The sequence below is a fragment of the Type-E symbiont of Plautia stali genome (genome assembly GCF_059731115.1).
The window spans coordinates 1,658,957-1,673,802 of sequence record NZ_AP035906.1 but is presented as its reverse complement, the minus strand read 5'-3'; the positions used below and the strand labels follow the sequence as shown (position 1 = coordinate 1,673,802).

The following is a 14,846-nucleotide window of genomic DNA, read 5'->3' as shown; positions in this document are numbered from 1 at the left end:
CTCCCTCTCAAATTTACGCCATCGCAGATCACCAAAATGAAACGGTGTTTTATAAATTAGAGATATCACGCCAGTTTCTTTGTGTTTTTGCCACTCAACCGACAACCCTTGCCAAATCACGAAGGTTTGCCGTTGCGCGGCGCTCTACTTTCTATCCAATCCGGGCAAGCAGTACGGAGCAATGAGGGATGTGTCATCCGTCGATTTCAAGGAGAAGCTGCCATGCAGTCTCGTAAGATTGGTCTGGGCCATTATCTGGCTTACGGTTCCGGGGATTTCCTCGGCGCCGGCACCACGGCGCTTACCGCCGCCTGGTTGCTCTATTTCTACACTACCTTCTGTGGGCTTTCGCCGATTGAAGCCACCTTTATTTTTGCTGCTGCCCGCGTGCTGGATGCGGTCGTCAGCCCGTTAATGGGCTTTCTCACCGATAACTTCGGATCCACCTGGCTTGGCAGACGCTTCGGCCGTCGTAAGTTCTTTATCCTGCTCGGTATCCCGTGCGTGTTCAGTTATAGCCTGATGTGGATCGGCGATATGAGTTTCTGGTGGTATCTGCTGACCTATCTGTTGTTCGATATGGTCTACACCATGATTCTGGTGCCGTACGAAACGCTGGTGCCGGAGATGACCGACGACTTTAAACAAAAGACCCGCTTCTCCGGCGCGCGTATCGCGCTGGCACAACTGTCATCGATTCTGGCCGCCTTCCTGCCAGGCATCCTGATTGGCTGGTTTGGCAAAGAGAATCCCATCTCCTTCCTTTATGCCAGCCTGGTGTTCTCGGTCATCTGTGCGCTGGTGCTATTCCTGGTGTGGCGCTTCACCTGGGAACGCGCGCCGGAAGATTTTTCCGCTGAGTCACGTCGAGCTGAAGAAGAAAAAGCGCAACTCTCGCTGTTCCAAAGCCTGAAACGACTGTATATCGAACTCGCCTCCACGTTGCGCATTCGTATCTTCCGTCAACACCTCGGCATGTATCTGGGCGGTTACATCGCTCAGGACGTGTTTAATGCGGTGTTTACCTGGTATGTGGTGTTTGTACTGATGCAGAGCGCGCAAATCGCTTCCAATCTGATGGGCACGATGGCGGTGCTGCAATTTATTGCGGTAATGGCGATGATCCCGCTGTGCATTCGCATCGGACCCGCTCCGGCCTATCGTATGGTGGTGATGCTGTTTGGCCTCAGCGCCCTCTCCTACGCTGGACTGTGGTACAGCGGGATGAACGATAACTTCACGCTGTTGGTGCTGATCTCTGCCTTCGCCGGTTTAGGACGTGGCGGCATCAACTATGTGCCATGGAATACCTACACCTATATCGCCGATGTCGATGAAGTGATCACCGGACAGCGACGTGAAGGCATATTTGCCGGGATCATGACATTGACGCGTAAAGCCTCGCAGGCCGGTGCCGTGATGATCGTTGGCATCCTGCTGCAGCTGGCCGGTTTTACCTCCGGTAAAACTGAACAGATTCCTGCGGTGGGCCATACCATTCTGCTGATCCTCAGCGTCGGCACCGTCGGCGTGCTGATCTGCGGATTTATTGTGTCGCTGCGCTTCAAACTTAATCTGCATACCCACACTGTTCTGCGCGAAGAGACGCTGAAGATGCGTGAAGCGGGCCGTGTGGTTCCGGAACGTATTACACCGCAGGCGCGCACCATCGTCGAAACCCTGGCGGGTATGCCGTATGAAAACTTATGGGGCAACAACAACGTCGGTTACCTCAACCGTAACAAGCCCGCAGCGCCCGCGCTATCCACGCATCGCGGCACGCTTCACTCTCTCCCTACCCTGATTAACGATAGGAATGAACCATGACTGTATTTCCTGTAAAACACAGCGCCTTGTTGCGCCAGCCTGAATACCTGTTGCCGCGCAGTGAGTTAGTGCAGCTGATCCACAAACTCACTGACAATCTGGTCAACATCACCGATCACAGCGGCGAGTTTTTGCTGCGGCTGGACGATGGCCGCGTCATTGATACCAAAGGCTGGGCAGGCTGGGAATGGACGCATGGTATCGGGTTGTACGGCATGCTGCATTACACCCAGCAAACCGGCGATCAAGCGACACTCAAGATTATCGATGACTGGTTTACCGCGCGCTTAGCAGAAGGCACACCGACAAAGAACGTGAACACGGTATGCCCGTTCCTGACGCTGGCTTATCGTTATGAAGAGACCGGTCATGCAGCATGGCGGCCGGTGCTGGAACGCTGGGCTGAGTGGGTGATGTATGAAATGCCGCGCACTGAGCAAGGCGGTCTACAGCACATCGTTTACAACAACGAAAATACCCAGCAGCTGTGGGACGACACCTTAATGATGAGCGTGATGGCGCTGGCGAAGATCGGCCAGTTACTGGATCGCCCCGAGTTTGTCGAAGAAGCCAGTTATCAGTTCCTGATCCACACTCAATACCTGATGGATCGTCAAACCGGTTTGTGGTTCCACGGCTGGACCTTTGATGGCCGACACAATTTTGCTAATGCCCGCTGGGCACGCGGCAACAGTTGGCTGACCATCGTGATCCCGGATTTCCTCGAAATGATGAACTGGCCGGAACAACACGCCACACGCCGTTTCCTGCAGCAGGTATTGGCTAGCCAGGTCAAGGCATTAGCCGCTTGTCAGCACAGCAGCGGTCTCTGGCATACCCTACTCGACGATCCACAAAGCTATCCGGAAGCGTCTGCCACGGCGGGATTCGCTTATGGAATTCTCAAAGCGGTGCGTAAACGGTATTTGTCTGACGAGTATCGCCCGATGGCGGAAAAAGCCTTGCGTGGCGTGATCGCCAATATTGATCAAGACGGGGAGTTAAAACAGGTGTCGTTTGGCACCGCAATGGGCAGCGATTTGGAGTATTACCGCCAGGTACCGCTGACGTCGATGCCCTATGGTCAGGCGATGGCGCTTCTGTGTCTGACGGAGTATCTGCGGGTTTATTTGTAGTCGCATTTACGCTGAAGTGGAAGATAGCGGTAGCAGACGTTTAAAGCTTTCCGAGTCATGAACTCCAGGCAGTGGAATTTAGCATGGACATCCCATACCGCTCGCTAACACCGAAACCCTAATTTCTGACGATGAGTCTGTTAGGTCCAGTGAAGGACGAGGGTTTTATCCAATACCGCACCTAAGGTGAGGTGCGAGGGAGCGGCGGCAGAGGAGTAAAGCGTCCCGCGACAGGGATGGTTTATGGCGTCTTTACGATCTGCCGCCGCTTCATCGCACAGGCTCGGCCTCTGCCTTGACCTAGGCCTTGACCTTGACCTCAGCCTCAGCCTCAGACCGAGCCCAACCCCAAGCCCAATCCTTTACATATTACGAATATAATCATCCATCTCAGTTTTCAGGTTATCGGACTTGGTCCCGAAAATCGCCTGAACACCGGAACCGGCCACCACCACGCCACGCGCGCCGAGGTTTTTCAGTTCAGTTTGATTCACTTTTGCCACATCCGCGACACTCACACGCAGACGCGTGATACAGGCATCTAGATTGGTAATGTTCTCTTTACCACCAAATGCAGTCACCAGTTTGCCTGCCATCTCGCTACCGGTAGCGCTGCTCTGCTCCATTGCAGTGTCCTCACGTCCAGGTGTTTTCAGATTCAATTTCACAATCAGCACACGGAAAACGGTGTAATAAATCAGGCCGTAAATGATACCAACAATCGGGAACAACCAGATCTTGCTGCTGTTACCGCTCAGCACCACAAAGTCAATCAGACCGTGTGAGAAGCTGGTGCCATCACGCATGCCCAGCAGAATACAGATTGGGAACGCCAGACCCGCCAGAATCGCATGGATGACATACAGAATCGGCGCCACGAACATAAACGAAAATTCAATCGGTTCGGTGATACCGGTCAGGAACGAGGTCAGCGCGGCGGAGATCATAATGCCGCCCACTTTGGCGCGGTTTTCCGGCTTAGCCGAGTGCCAGATAGCAATCGCAGCCGCAGGCAGACCGTACATTTTGAACAGGAAGCCGCCAGAGAGTTTACCTGCGGTTGGATCGCCCGCCATATAGCGTGGGATATCACCGTGGAACACCTGACCTGCGGCGTTGGTGAACTCACCAATCTGCATCTGGAAAGGCACGTTCCAGATATGGTGCAGACCAAACGGCACCAGCGAACGCTCAACGACACCGTAAATGCCGAACGCCACCACCGGGTTCTGATAGGCTGCCCACTGGGAGAAATCCTGAATCGCGGTACCAATCGGTGGCCAGATAAAGGACAACACGATGCCAGTGAAAATCGCGGTCAGACCGGAAATGATCGGCACAAAACGTTTACCCGCAAAGAAGCCAAGATATTCAGGCAGCTTGATACGGTAGAAACGGTTGAACATATACGCGGCGATTGAACCGGCAATGATCCCGCCCAGCACCCCGGTATCGGCAAGGTGTTTGGCCTCAATTTCCGCTGGCGGTAAGTGCAACACCAGTGGTGCAACCACCGCCATGGTTTTCACCATGATGCCGTAAGCCACCACGGAAGCCAGCGCCGATACGCCATCGTTATTGGTAAAACCGAGCGCCACGCCAATCGCAAAGATCAGCGGCATGTTGGCGAACACGGAACCGCCCGCCTCCGCCATGACATGTGAAACGACAGCAGGCAACCAGCTGAAGTTAGCCGAACCAACACCTAATAAAATACCGGCAATCGGCAAAACCGATACCGGCAACATTAGCGATTTACCTACTTTTTGCAGGTTCGCAAATGCGTTCTTGAACATAAAAGCTCCTGAGTATGAGTGCATATTTGCGCAGTGCGCTGGCAAAGGGGGAGGATCCTTCACCGGGGTGACGCTGAGCGTCTTTTGATTTATTACGAAGGGTAAAATAAATCGATATTTGTTACTTTGACGGCTATCACGTTTCGCTCAAGACGAACGCTTGCTTTCTGTTGTTTTTGACTGAATTGCCTGGAGAAACAGCAATAAATCACTGCCCGTGCCGCGTTATATGCCGCACAGGTCAGTGATTATAGAATTATTACAGAGTTTAAAATAAAGCGGCTTAGCCGCCGAGTCGGCTCATTGGGACATGGAACAGACGCGAGAAGTTTTCTGTGGTCGCTGCAGCCAGGGTTTCGATATCAACACCTTTCAGCACAGCCATATAATCCGCGACATCGCGCGTAAAGGCAGGCTGGTTTTCTTTGCCACGATGCGGAACCGGCGCCAGATACGGCGAGTCGGTCTCTACCAGCATGCGATCCAGCGGCACGTAGCGCGCGGCATCACGAATCTGTTCAGCATTGCGGAAGGTCAAAATGCCGGAGAAGGAGATATAAAAACCCATATCCAGCAACTGCGCCGCAGTCTCTTTATCTTCAGTAAAGCAGTGCAGAACGCCACCACACTTTTCCACCTGCTCTTCACGCAGGATTGCCAGCGTGTCTTCACGTGCATCACGGGTATGTACGATGATCGGCTTATTCAGCGCGATGCCGGTACGGATGTGTTCACGGAATGAGGCTTGCTGCTGCGCTTTGGTCTCCTGCTGATAGAAGTAATCCAGCCCGGTTTCACCCAGTGCAATCACCTGCTCTTCAGCTGCCAGTCGACGAAACTCTTCGACATCGTACGGTGCTTCCTGATTTAACGGATGCACGCCGCACGCCAGGGCAATGTTTTCCCTGTCGCCGACCAGTTGCTTGATCTTGTAGTAATCCGGCAGCGTGGTGGCAATCGCCAGCATAAACTTCACGTCACGCGCGGCGGCTTTGGCGATCACATCGTCCAGATCGCGGTGCTGCTTCTCATAATCCAGGCCATCAAGGTGGCAGTGCGAATCAACAATAAACATACTTCTCTCTTTTACGCTTAGCCGACCGCCGTGGGCGACATTAAGCGTCCCCAGGCTAACAGGCGATCGGTCAAAATCAGTTCACGGTTCAGGGCGGCGACATGCAACAGTTGCTCACGACATTGCATCCACTGCTGGGCGCTGGCGTTGAGCGCACTGCTGTTAAGCTGCTGAGCCAGTTGCGATACGACCTCAGGATGGTCGCCGTTGCTTAACCAGTTGCTGGCACCCTGCTGCACTTTCATTGCATCCACCAGTAATGAAATCAGCCAGCTGAGGCGCTCTGCCACATCGTCGCTGTTCAGCGCGGGCAGCAGCTGCAGTACATCGCTGTTCAACGCGTTGAGCAAGGTTTCACACAGCTTCTCACGTGCCTGCCAACGCTCAGGCTGCAGCAGGGTCAACGCCGCAGCAGGTGCGCCATTGCTCAAGCGCAGAGCGGCTCGCAGTACTGGCTCGGATTGCGGCAGCTGTTTCTGCAGCCATTGCAAACTGGGCAGCTCTTCTGGTGGGGAAAGATGCCATGTCATGCAGCGGCTGCGCAATGTTGCCAGCAAACGTGATGGCTCACGGACGCTGAGGAAAAACCAGCAGTTGGCAGGAGGCTCTTCCAGCGTTTTCAACAACGCATTGGCGGCGGCTTCAGTGAGCTGCGCTGCATCCGGCAACCAGACAATCTTTGCTCCGCCCTGCTGAGCAAAATGGTAGAGCTTCTCGGTGACGTCACGTACCGCATCAATACCCAGTGAAGATTTGCCTTTTTCTGCTTCCAGACGATACCAGTCAGGATGCGTCTGCGCCTGCATCAGCTGGCAGCCGTGGCAATGGCCGCAGCTCTTCAAGCCTTCCGGATGTTGGCACATTAACCAGCGGCTAACACCCCACACTAACGCATCGTCACCCATGCCATTAATGGCCTGTATCAGCAAGGCATGGTGTGCCTGACCGCTTTGATGACGGCTGATAATCTGCCGATAGGGCTGATTCAGCCACGGATACCAGTTCATGCCGCCTGACCTGCCAGCCATTTTTGTAGCGCTGATTTAAGTGACGATGTCACTTCTGCAATATTTTGTGTGGCATCAATGGTTAAAATGGTGTCATCGCTGGCAGCCAACGCCAGATAACGGTCACGTGTGCGTTCAAAGAAACGCAGTGATTCTTGCTCAATACGATCGAGTTCCCCGCGAGCACGCGCGCGTTGCAGGCCAATTTCCGGTGTCACATCCAGGTAGAGGGTCAAGTCCGGACGGAAGTCGCCCAATACCGCATCGCGCAGGGTGGTCATCAACTGCGTATCCAGGCCACGGCCACCGCCCTGGTAAGCCTGGGATGAGAGGTCGTGACGATCACCAACCACCCACGCGCCACGCGCTAACGCAGGCTTAATCACGTTCTCGACTAATTGAACACGGGCGGCATACAGCATCAGCAGTTCGGCTTTGTCTGTCACCTGTTCGCCATCAATTCCCTGCTTCACCAGCACGCGTAATTGTTCTGCCAGCGGCGTGCCGCCGGGCTCACGGGTGAACACTACATCGTCGATACCCTGCTCATGCAGCACCGCCACAATGGCATCACGCGCAGTGGTTTTGCCCGCACCTTCAAGGCCTTCAATGACGATAAACTTACTTTTCATTTTTTTCCTTCATAGCCAGCCGATAGACCTGCACCGCTTTATTATGGCTGGCGAGATTGGTGGTAAAGGTATGTCCGCCTTTGCCATCCGCGACAAAATAGAGATAGTTGGTTTTTTCTGGATGCGCCGCCGCTTCCAGCGAGGCTCGGCCTGGCATCGCGATAGGACCTGGCGGCAATCCGCTAATCGTGTAGGTATTGTAATCGGTCGGCGTTTCGAGGTCTTTACGCGTAATGGTACCGGTGTAGTTATCCCCCATACCGTAAATAACGGTAGGGTCGGTTTGCAGCTTCATGCCGGTGCGCAAGCGATTAATAAATACCGAGGCAACGCGCGCGCGCTCTTCCGTCACGCCGGTCTCTTTTTCAATAATCGAGGCCATGGTGACCAGATCTTGCTCATTTTTATAGGGCAGATTGTCCATCCGCCCCTGCCAGATCTCATCCACCAGTTTATTCATGCGCGTGTGTGCCCGCTCCAGCAGCGATATATCACTGGTGTTAGCCGTATACAAATAGGTGTCGGGATAGAAAGCGCCCTCAAGCTGATTTGCATCCATTCTCAGCGCAGCGGCGACAGTCGCAAACTGATCGTCAGTTAGCGTATGTTTGATATAGGGCGCTTGACGCAGTTCGGCCAACCACTCCTTCAGGCGTGAGCCCTCGACAAACCGTACCGGAAATTGCGCTTCTTTACCGCTGGCCAGTAACTGCAACAGCTGTCTTACCGTCATATTGCTTTCCAGTCGGTAGGTGCCGGCTTTGAACTTCGCGAGTTCAGGCTCAAGTTTCAAAAGCGGCCCAAACCAGATACTTTCCGGAATGATGTGCTGGCTTTCCAGTTGCGCTTCCAGCACGACCCGACCACTACCCGCGGGCAATGTGTAGATCGTTTCCTGATTAATGGTTAAAGGGGTATCGGCAAAACGTTCAATCTGCCAATAACTCAATGCCGCCGCGAGGCCGGCAATCGCCACAGCGCTGGCGAGTATTTTTTTCATTCGGGTCATGATGCTTCCATCTTCTGGCAACTGTTATACAGCTGCTGGTACAGCGTGCGTGCGGTGAACGAAACATCGTCAATTTTCCGCACAGGTAAAACCGGCATCAGGGCATTGCAGATCACCACTTCATCGGCGTTCAGCACATCCTCCCTGCTTCCTTCAATCAACTGACAAGCCTGGCCTTCCGACGCTATCTGCGCCATCAGATAACGGCGCATAATGCCATCGACACCCGCTTGCTCAAGACGCGGCGTGAAAACCTGATCACCTTTGCGCCAGAATAAATTGGCCGCACAGCATTCCACCACCGTCCCTGCAGTGTCAAGCACCAGCGCCTCATCAGCATCGGTGTGGTCAAGCTGCTGACGGATCAGCACCTGTTCCAGTCGGTTAAGATGTTTGAGGCCGGCGAGCAGTGGATTGCGCGCCAGTCTCACTGGGCTGGTTATGAGCGCTGCACCCTGCTGCTGCAAAGTGGTGTAGTGTTGCGGCCACGGAGAAAGGGAGAGGATGCGCGTCGGGGTTGTGCAACCGGTTCGGCTATATCCCCGTCCACCGACGCCTGGCGTCAGAATCACTTTTAAAACGGACTGGGTTTGACCATTGGCGGCATGCTGCATCTCCTCGGCCAGCTGCGCCATATCCGGTAAGGGAATGAATAAACGCTCACAGCCTTCCTGCAATCGCTGCAAATGGGCGTTCAGCAGTTGTATCTTGCCTGCCACTACCGCAGCAGTGGTAAAACAGCCATCACCAAACTGCACCGCGCGATCGCGCGCAGAAAGTTCGAACTGCTCTACGCCGTTTATCCACATACCGCTCACCTTTGGCTACCCTGCCAGTCTGAATATCACTGACAGCGGTAAGAATCCACGCCACTGCGTGACAAAATATAAAAAAGGCCCGCATTGCGGGCCTCTGTTTGGCTGGGTAAAACTTAGACCTTGCGGAAGATCAGCGAGCCGTTGGTGCCGCCAAATCCAAAGGAGTTACACAGCGTGTAATCCAGTCCGCTCACCTGACGTGCTGTATGCGGCACGAAGTCGAGGTCACAACCTTCATCTGGGTTATCCAGGTTGATGGTTGGCGGAACCGCCTGGTCGCGCAGCGCCAGAATCGAATAAATCGCTTCTACCGCGCCTGCTGCACCCAGCAGGTGCCCAGTCATGGATTTGGTAGAACTCACCATCACGCTGTGAGCCGCTGCACCAAATACAGACTTGACCGCCTGAGCTTCAGCTTTGTCACCCGCTGGCGTTGAGGTGCCATGCGCGTTGACGTAGCCAATCTGTTCAGCATTCAGCTGCGCGTCACGCAATGCATTCACCATCGCTGCTGCAGCACCTGAACCGTCCTCCGGTGGAGACGTCATGTGGTAAGCATCGCTGCTCATGCCGAAACCGATGATTTCAGCATAAATTTTCGCACCGCGCTTTTTCGCATGCTCGTACTCTTCCAGCACCACAATGCCTGCACCATCGCCCAATACGAAACCATCACGGTCTTTATCCCACGGACGGCTTGCCGCCTGCGGATTATCGTTATTGGTTGAGAGCGCACGTGCAGCACCAAAGCCACCCACACCTAGCGGGGTACTGGCTTTTTCAGCACCACCGGCCAGCATGACATCGGCGTCGTTGTACGCAATGATACGCGCAGCATGACCAATGTTGTGCACGCCTGAAGTACAAGCGGTTGCAATAGAAATGCTTGGACCTTTCAGACCGTACATGATGGTCAGGTGACCTGCCACCATGTTAACAATGGTAGAAGGAACAAAGAACGGGCTGATTTTGCGCGGACCGCCGTTAACCAGTGAACTGTGGTTGTCTTCAATTAAACCCAGTCCACCGATGCCGGAACCGATAGCTGCGCCGATGCGACCGGCATTCTCATCAGTCACGACCAGACCGGAGTCCGCCATAGCCTGAATACCAGCCACAATGCCGTATTGGATGAAGTCATCCATCTTGCGCTGATCTTTGCGCGAGATGAATTCATCGCAATTAAAATCTCTTACTAAGCCCGCAAAGCGTGTTGCGTAGGCACTAGTATCAAAATGGTCGATCAGGCTGATGCCGCTCTGACCGGCAAGGAGAGCACTCCAGGTAGACTCTACGGTATTGCCGACAGGAGACAACATGCCAAGACCAGTCACAACTACACGACGCTTAGACACGTACGTCCTCCAGGGAGGGAAAAAATAACGCTATGTGGGGCAAACATAAAACTCAGGCGGTCGAGGTGACCGCCTGAAGATATTCATTAGCCTTGGTGGCTATTGATGTAATCGATCGCTGCCTGAACGGTAGTGATTTTCTCAGCTTCTTCGTCTGGAATTTCAGTATCAAACTCTTCTTCCAGAGCCATTACCAGCTCAACGGTGTCAAGAGAATCTGCACCCAGGTCTTCAACGAAAGAAGCAGTGTTAATCACTTCGTCTTCTTTAACACCCAGCTGCTCAGCTACGATTTTCTTAACGCGTTGTTCGATATCGCTCATACTATTTAATTTCCTATCAAAACTCGCTTTCGCGATGGTTTTCGTAGTGTATAAAATGTTGAAAAAGATGCAACAAAATCCCGGCTGGTCGAACCACGATTTTGCGCTATTCTGCGGTGTTTACCGCAGATAATGCAAATGTTTTCGTGATTATCAGACCATGTACATGCCGCCATTGACGTGGAGCGTCTCACCCGTGATGTAAGAGGCTTCGTCAGAGGCTAAGAATGCAACAGCATTGGCAATCTCCTGCGGGTCGCCTAAACGACCTGCCGGCACTTCTGCCAAAATGCCCGAGCGCTGATCTTCGTTCAGTGCACGCGTCATGTCCGTCTCAATAAAGCCCGGAGCCACGACGTTTACGGTAATGCCACGTGACGCGACTTCTCGCGCCAGTGATTTGCTAAAGCCAATCAAACCTGCTTTTGCTGCCGCATAGTTTGTTTGACCCGCGTTACCCATGGTTCCAACTACAGAACCGATGGTAATGATACGGCCCACGCGTTTTTTCATCATGGCACGCATAACCGCCTTAGAAAGACGGAAGACTGATGTCAGGTTGGTATCGAGGATATCCGCCCACTCATCGTCCTTCATGCGCATCAACAGATTATCACGCGTAATGCCTGCATTATTGACTAAAATGTCCACTTCGCCAAATTCAGCGCGAACTTTCTCGAGCACGCTCTCAATAGAGGCCGCATCGGTCACGTTCAACAGCAGACCTTTGCCGTTATCGCCGAGGTAAGCACTGATTGCTTCCGCACCGCTTTCGCTGGTGGCGGTTCCCACCACTTTCGCACCACGCGCAACCAGCGTTTCCGCGATTGCACGGCCAATGCCGCGGCTTGCGCCAGTCACCAGCGCTACTTTACCTTCAAAGCTCATGTTTTTCCTCTTATTCCTGTGTAAGCGCAGCAGAGAGTGACGCAGAATCGTTCACGGCTGCAGCGGTCAGGCTATCCACAATACGTTTGGTCAGACCGGTCAGGACTTTACCTGGACCGATCTCCAACAACTGGCCAACGCCTTGGGTGGCAATAAACTCAACGGCTTCGGTCCAGCGCACCGGGCTATACAACTGGCGAACCAGTGCACTGCGAATCGCAGCGGCATCGGTTTCACACTTGACGTCTACGTTATTGACGACAGGCACACCAGGTGCATTGAAAGTAATATCTTCCAGTGCCACAGCCAGTTTATCTGCTGCGGGCTTCATCAACGCGCAATGCGAAGGAACGCTCACAGGTAATGGCAACGCACGCTTGGCACCGGCCGCTTTACAGGCAGCACCTGCACGCTCAACCGCTTCTTTGTTACCCGCGATAACCACCTGGCCTGGCGAATTGAAGTTCACCGGCGAAACCACCTGACCTTGCGCGCTTTCTTCGCACGCTTTACGGATAGACTCATCATCAAGCCCGATGATTGCCTGCATGGCACCGGTCCCTTCAGGAACCGCTTCCTGCATCAGTTTGCCGCGTAATTCGACTAACTTGATTGCGTCCGCAAAGTTCAGTACGCCAGCACATACCAGCGCAGAGTATTCACCCAGGCTATGGCCGGCCATCAGCGTAGGCTGCGGGCCATTTTTGCTCTGCCAGACGCGATAAATCGCGACGGAGGCCGCCAGCAACGCAGGTTGCGTCTGCCAGGTCTTATTCAGTTCTTCAGCTGGACCTTGTTGTACCAACTGCCATAAGTCATATCCCAGTGCGTCAGAAGCTTCACGGAAAGTGGCTTCAACCTGCGGGTTTTCCACAGCCAGATCGGCCAGCATGCCGACGGTCTGTGAGCCCTGTCCTGGGAAAACAAAAGCAAATTGTGTCATCTGTCGTTCCTGTCAATCAAAAGCGAACCAGCGCAGAACCCCAGGTGAAACCGCCACCAAAGGCTTCCAGCAAAATCAGTTGGCCAGGCTTGATACGGCCATCTCGCACCGCTTCATCCAGTGCACTTGGCACCGAAGCCGCTGAAGTGTTGCCATGGCGATCCAGCGTCACCACCACTTTTTCCATGCCCATGCCGAGCTTTCTGGCCGTTGCGCTGATAATGCGCAGGTTGGCCTGATGTGGCACCAGCCAGTCGAGCATTTCGCGATCAAGGTTGTTGGCTTGCAGCGTCTCGTCCACGATATGGGCAAGCTCGGTCACAGCGACTTTAAAGACTTCATTACCGGCCATCGTGAGATAGGCTGGCTCATCCTGATGTTCACGATCCTGATACGGCAGCGTCAACAGCTTGCCATAACGACCGTCAGCATGCAGATGCGTTGACAGGATACCGGGCTCTTCACTTTGCCCCAGCACCACAGCGCCAGCGCCGTCACCAAACAGGATGATAGTGCCACGATCGTTAGGATCGAGAGTGCGGGCTAAGACGTCCGCACCGATCACCAGCGCGTGTTTGACCACACCGTTTTTGATGTACTGATCGGCAACGCTAAGTGCATAGGTGAAACCTGCACATGCAGCGGCCAGATCGAAAGAAGCGCAGTCATTGATCTCCAGCATCTGCTGGATCATGCACGCTGAACTTGGGAAGGCATGGCTGGAAGAGGTGGTTGCCACAATAATCAGACCAACATCGTTGGCCGCAACGCCTGCCATTTCCAGTGCGCGCTGTGCAGCCGCAAAGCCCATAGTGGCAACCGTTTCATCTGGCGCGGCAATACGGCGCTCACGGATACCGGTACGCGTGACAATCCACTCGTCCGAAGTCTCCACCATTTTTTCCAGATCCGCATTGGAGCGAACCTGCTCAGGCAAATAGCTGCCCGTACCGATAATTTTGGTAAACATCTACGCTTTGTCACTCCTGGCTAATACAGCGTCAAGGCGCGCCGCAATCCTCTCTGGGACTTGCCTGCGCACCGCCTGCTCTGCCTGCTCTATCGCCACGGCAAACGCACGTTGATTCGCCGCACCGTGGCTTTTGATCACTGTTCCGCGCAATCCTAACAGACAAGCGCCATTGTACTGGTCGGGGTTGAGATGGCCGAAACGTTTAGCCAGACGCTTTTGCAGCCAGCGCCCTACCCATTTCAACCACCACGCCCGTTTTTTCCCATCCTCTGACGACTTGAGCAGAGAAAGAAACATTCTTACCACGCCTTCCATGGTTTTAAGCGTGACGTTTCCCACGAAGCCATCACAGACCAGCACATCCGTCTTGCCGGTGAGGAGATCATTCCCCTCAAGATAACCAATATAGTTGATTTGCGGCGTATCCCGCAGAACCGCAGATGCTGTGCGAATCGTTTCCAGCCCCTTGGTCTCTTCCTGCCCAATGTTGAGCAGCGCGACACGCGGTCTGTCGATTTCCAGCACTTCCTCGGCCATGACAGCGCCCATGATGGCAAACTGCACCAACATATCGCTATCCGATTCCACATTTGCGCCGAGATCCAGCACCACCGTTTTACCCTGCTGCTGATGCGGCAGAACGGTCATCAGCGCCGGACGCTCAATGCCATCCAGCGGCTTCAATAACATTTTTGCCAGCCCCATTAACGCGCCGGTATTGCCTGCACTGATGCAGGCTTGCGCGTTACCCTCTTTCACCAGCTCGAGTGCCACACGCATCGAGCTGCCGCGGCTGTTTCGAATGGCTTGTGAAGGCTTGGCATCACTTGCAATAACCGATTCGGCAGGGATCACCTGCACACGCCCCAGTAACGAGGAATCCGCTTTGGCAAGAAATGACGAGATGATGTCGGGATCACCGACCAGAAGAAGAACCAGATTCGTATGAGAGGCCAGTGCCTGCAAGGATGCAGGCACTGTCACGCAGGGACCGAAATCCCCGCCCATGGCATCAACTGCCAGGGTCAAACGTGTCAAGGTATCGCCTTGCGTAACCGCAAAGA

At 54.0% G+C, this 14,846-nt stretch carries 14 protein-coding genes; 2 read left to right on the top strand and 12 right to left on the bottom strand.

Annotated features, from left to right (window positions below; genetic code table 11):
• Positions 1-222: 222 nt before the first annotated feature.
• Positions 223-1,827 carry an MFS transporter gene (locus tag AC6I8L_RS07645; protein ID WP_058959576.1) on the top strand — a complete coding sequence of 535 codons (1,605 nt, stop codon included), beginning with the start codon at positions 223-225 and terminating at the stop codon, positions 1,825-1,827.
• Positions 1,824-2,963, top strand: a complete 1,140-nt coding sequence (gene bglB / locus AC6I8L_RS07640; RefSeq protein WP_058959577.1) for a beta-galactosidase BglB — start codon at positions 1,824-1,826, stop codon at positions 2,961-2,963. Before AC6I8L_RS07645 ends, bglB begins: the two co-directional genes overlap by 4 nt.
• Positions 2,964-3,325: 362 nt before the next feature.
• On the opposite strand, the gene ptsG is transcribed toward bglB, so the two are convergent.
• The 12 genes from ptsG to plsX all read right to left on the bottom strand — a co-directional run bounded on the left by ptsG (position 3,326) and on the right by plsX (position 14,820).
• Positions 3,326-4,759, bottom strand: coding sequence for a PTS glucose transporter subunit IIBC (gene ptsG / locus AC6I8L_RS07635; RefSeq protein WP_058959578.1), 1,434 nt, complete (start codon positions 4,757-4,759; stop codon positions 3,326-3,328).
• Between the two features lie 283 nt (positions 4,760-5,042).
• Positions 5,043-5,834, bottom strand: coding sequence for a metal-dependent hydrolase (locus tag AC6I8L_RS07630; RefSeq protein WP_034830707.1), 792 nt, complete (start codon positions 5,832-5,834; stop codon positions 5,043-5,045).
• 17 nt (positions 5,835-5,851) lie between these two features.
• Positions 5,852-6,841, bottom strand: a complete 990-nt coding sequence (holB, locus tag AC6I8L_RS07625; protein WP_058959579.1) for a DNA polymerase III subunit delta' — start codon at positions 6,839-6,841, stop codon at positions 5,852-5,854.
• Positions 6,838-7,473 carry a dTMP kinase gene (gene tmk / locus AC6I8L_RS07620; protein WP_058959580.1) on the bottom strand — a complete coding sequence of 212 codons (636 nt, stop codon included), beginning with the start codon at positions 7,471-7,473 and terminating at the stop codon, positions 6,838-6,840. The genes holB and tmk overlap by 4 nt, the downstream gene beginning before the upstream one ends.
• Positions 7,463-8,482, bottom strand: a complete 1,020-nt coding sequence (gene mltG, locus AC6I8L_RS07615; RefSeq protein WP_058959581.1) for an endolytic transglycosylase MltG — start codon at positions 8,480-8,482, stop codon at positions 7,463-7,465. The genes tmk and mltG overlap by 11 nt, the downstream gene beginning before the upstream one ends.
• Positions 8,479-9,291 (bottom strand): aminodeoxychorismate lyase, encoded by an 813-nt coding sequence (pabC, locus tag AC6I8L_RS07610; protein WP_058959582.1) that lies wholly within the window; start codon positions 9,289-9,291, stop codon positions 8,479-8,481. Before pabC ends, mltG begins: the two co-directional genes overlap by 4 nt.
• Before the next feature lie 122 nt (positions 9,292-9,413).
• Positions 9,414-10,655 carry a beta-ketoacyl-ACP synthase II gene (gene fabF, locus AC6I8L_RS07605; protein ID WP_058959583.1) on the bottom strand — a complete coding sequence of 414 codons (1,242 nt, stop codon included), beginning with the start codon at positions 10,653-10,655 and terminating at the stop codon, positions 9,414-9,416.
• An 86-nt stretch (positions 10,656-10,741) separates the two neighbouring features.
• On the bottom strand, positions 10,742-10,978 hold the full coding sequence (gene acpP, locus AC6I8L_RS07600) for an acyl carrier protein (RefSeq protein ID WP_007885774.1): 237 nt from the start codon (positions 10,976-10,978) through the stop codon (positions 10,742-10,744).
• A 153-nt stretch (positions 10,979-11,131) separates the two neighbouring features.
• Positions 11,132-11,866, bottom strand: coding sequence for a 3-oxoacyl-ACP reductase FabG (gene fabG, locus AC6I8L_RS07595; protein ID WP_034830697.1), 735 nt, complete (start codon positions 11,864-11,866; stop codon positions 11,132-11,134).
• A gap of 10 nt (positions 11,867-11,876) precedes the next feature.
• Complete coding sequence (gene fabD / locus AC6I8L_RS07590) at positions 11,877-12,809, bottom strand: ACP S-malonyltransferase (protein WP_058959584.1); 933 nt, start codon at positions 12,807-12,809, stop codon at positions 11,877-11,879.
• Between the two features lie 16 nt (positions 12,810-12,825).
• Positions 12,826-13,779 carry a beta-ketoacyl-ACP synthase III gene (locus tag AC6I8L_RS07585; protein WP_058959585.1) on the bottom strand — a complete coding sequence of 318 codons (954 nt, stop codon included), beginning with the start codon at positions 13,777-13,779 and terminating at the stop codon, positions 12,826-12,828.
• Entirely contained in the window at positions 13,780-14,820 is a 1,041-nt protein-coding gene (gene plsX / locus AC6I8L_RS07580) for a phosphate acyltransferase PlsX (RefSeq protein ID WP_034830692.1), read from the bottom strand.
• Between the last annotated feature and the right edge of the window lie 26 nt (positions 14,821-14,846).

Bases quoted from the DNA above. Each gene is read 5' to 3' on its own strand.
- AC6I8L_RS07645 (WP_058959576.1), top strand. From the start codon at position 223: ATGCAGTCTCGTAAGATTGGTCTGGGCCATTATCTGGCTTACGGTTCC.
- bglB (WP_058959577.1), top strand. From the start codon at position 1,824: ATGACTGTATTTCCTGTAAAACACAGCGCCTTGTTGCGCCAGCCTGAA.
- ptsG (WP_058959578.1), bottom strand. From the start codon at position 4,759: ATGTTCAAGAACGCATTTGCGAACCTGCAAAAAGTAGGTAAATCGCTA.
- AC6I8L_RS07630 (WP_034830707.1), bottom strand. From the start codon at position 5,834: ATGTTTATTGTTGATTCGCACTGCCACCTTGATGGCCTGGATTATGAG.
- holB (WP_058959579.1), bottom strand. From the start codon at position 6,841: ATGAACTGGTATCCGTGGCTGAATCAGCCCTATCGGCAGATTATCAGC.
- tmk (WP_058959580.1), bottom strand. From the start codon at position 7,473: ATGAAAAGTAAGTTTATCGTCATTGAAGGCCTTGAAGGTGCGGGCAAA.
- mltG (WP_058959581.1), bottom strand. From the start codon at position 8,482: ATGACCCGAATGAAAAAAATACTCGCCAGCGCTGTGGCGATTGCCGGC.
- pabC (WP_058959582.1), bottom strand. From the start codon at position 9,291: ATGTGGATAAACGGCGTAGAGCAGTTCGAACTTTCTGCGCGCGATCGC.
- acpP (WP_007885774.1), bottom strand. From the start codon at position 10,978: ATGAGCGATATCGAACAACGCGTTAAGAAAATCGTAGCTGAGCAGCTG.
- fabG (WP_034830697.1), bottom strand. From the start codon at position 11,866: ATGAGCTTTGAAGGTAAAGTAGCGCTGGTGACTGGCGCAAGCCGCGGC.
- fabD (WP_058959584.1), bottom strand. From the start codon at position 12,809: ATGACACAATTTGCTTTTGTTTTCCCAGGACAGGGCTCACAGACCGTC.
- AC6I8L_RS07585 (WP_058959585.1), bottom strand. From the start codon at position 13,779: ATGTTTACCAAAATTATCGGTACGGGCAGCTATTTGCCTGAGCAGGTT.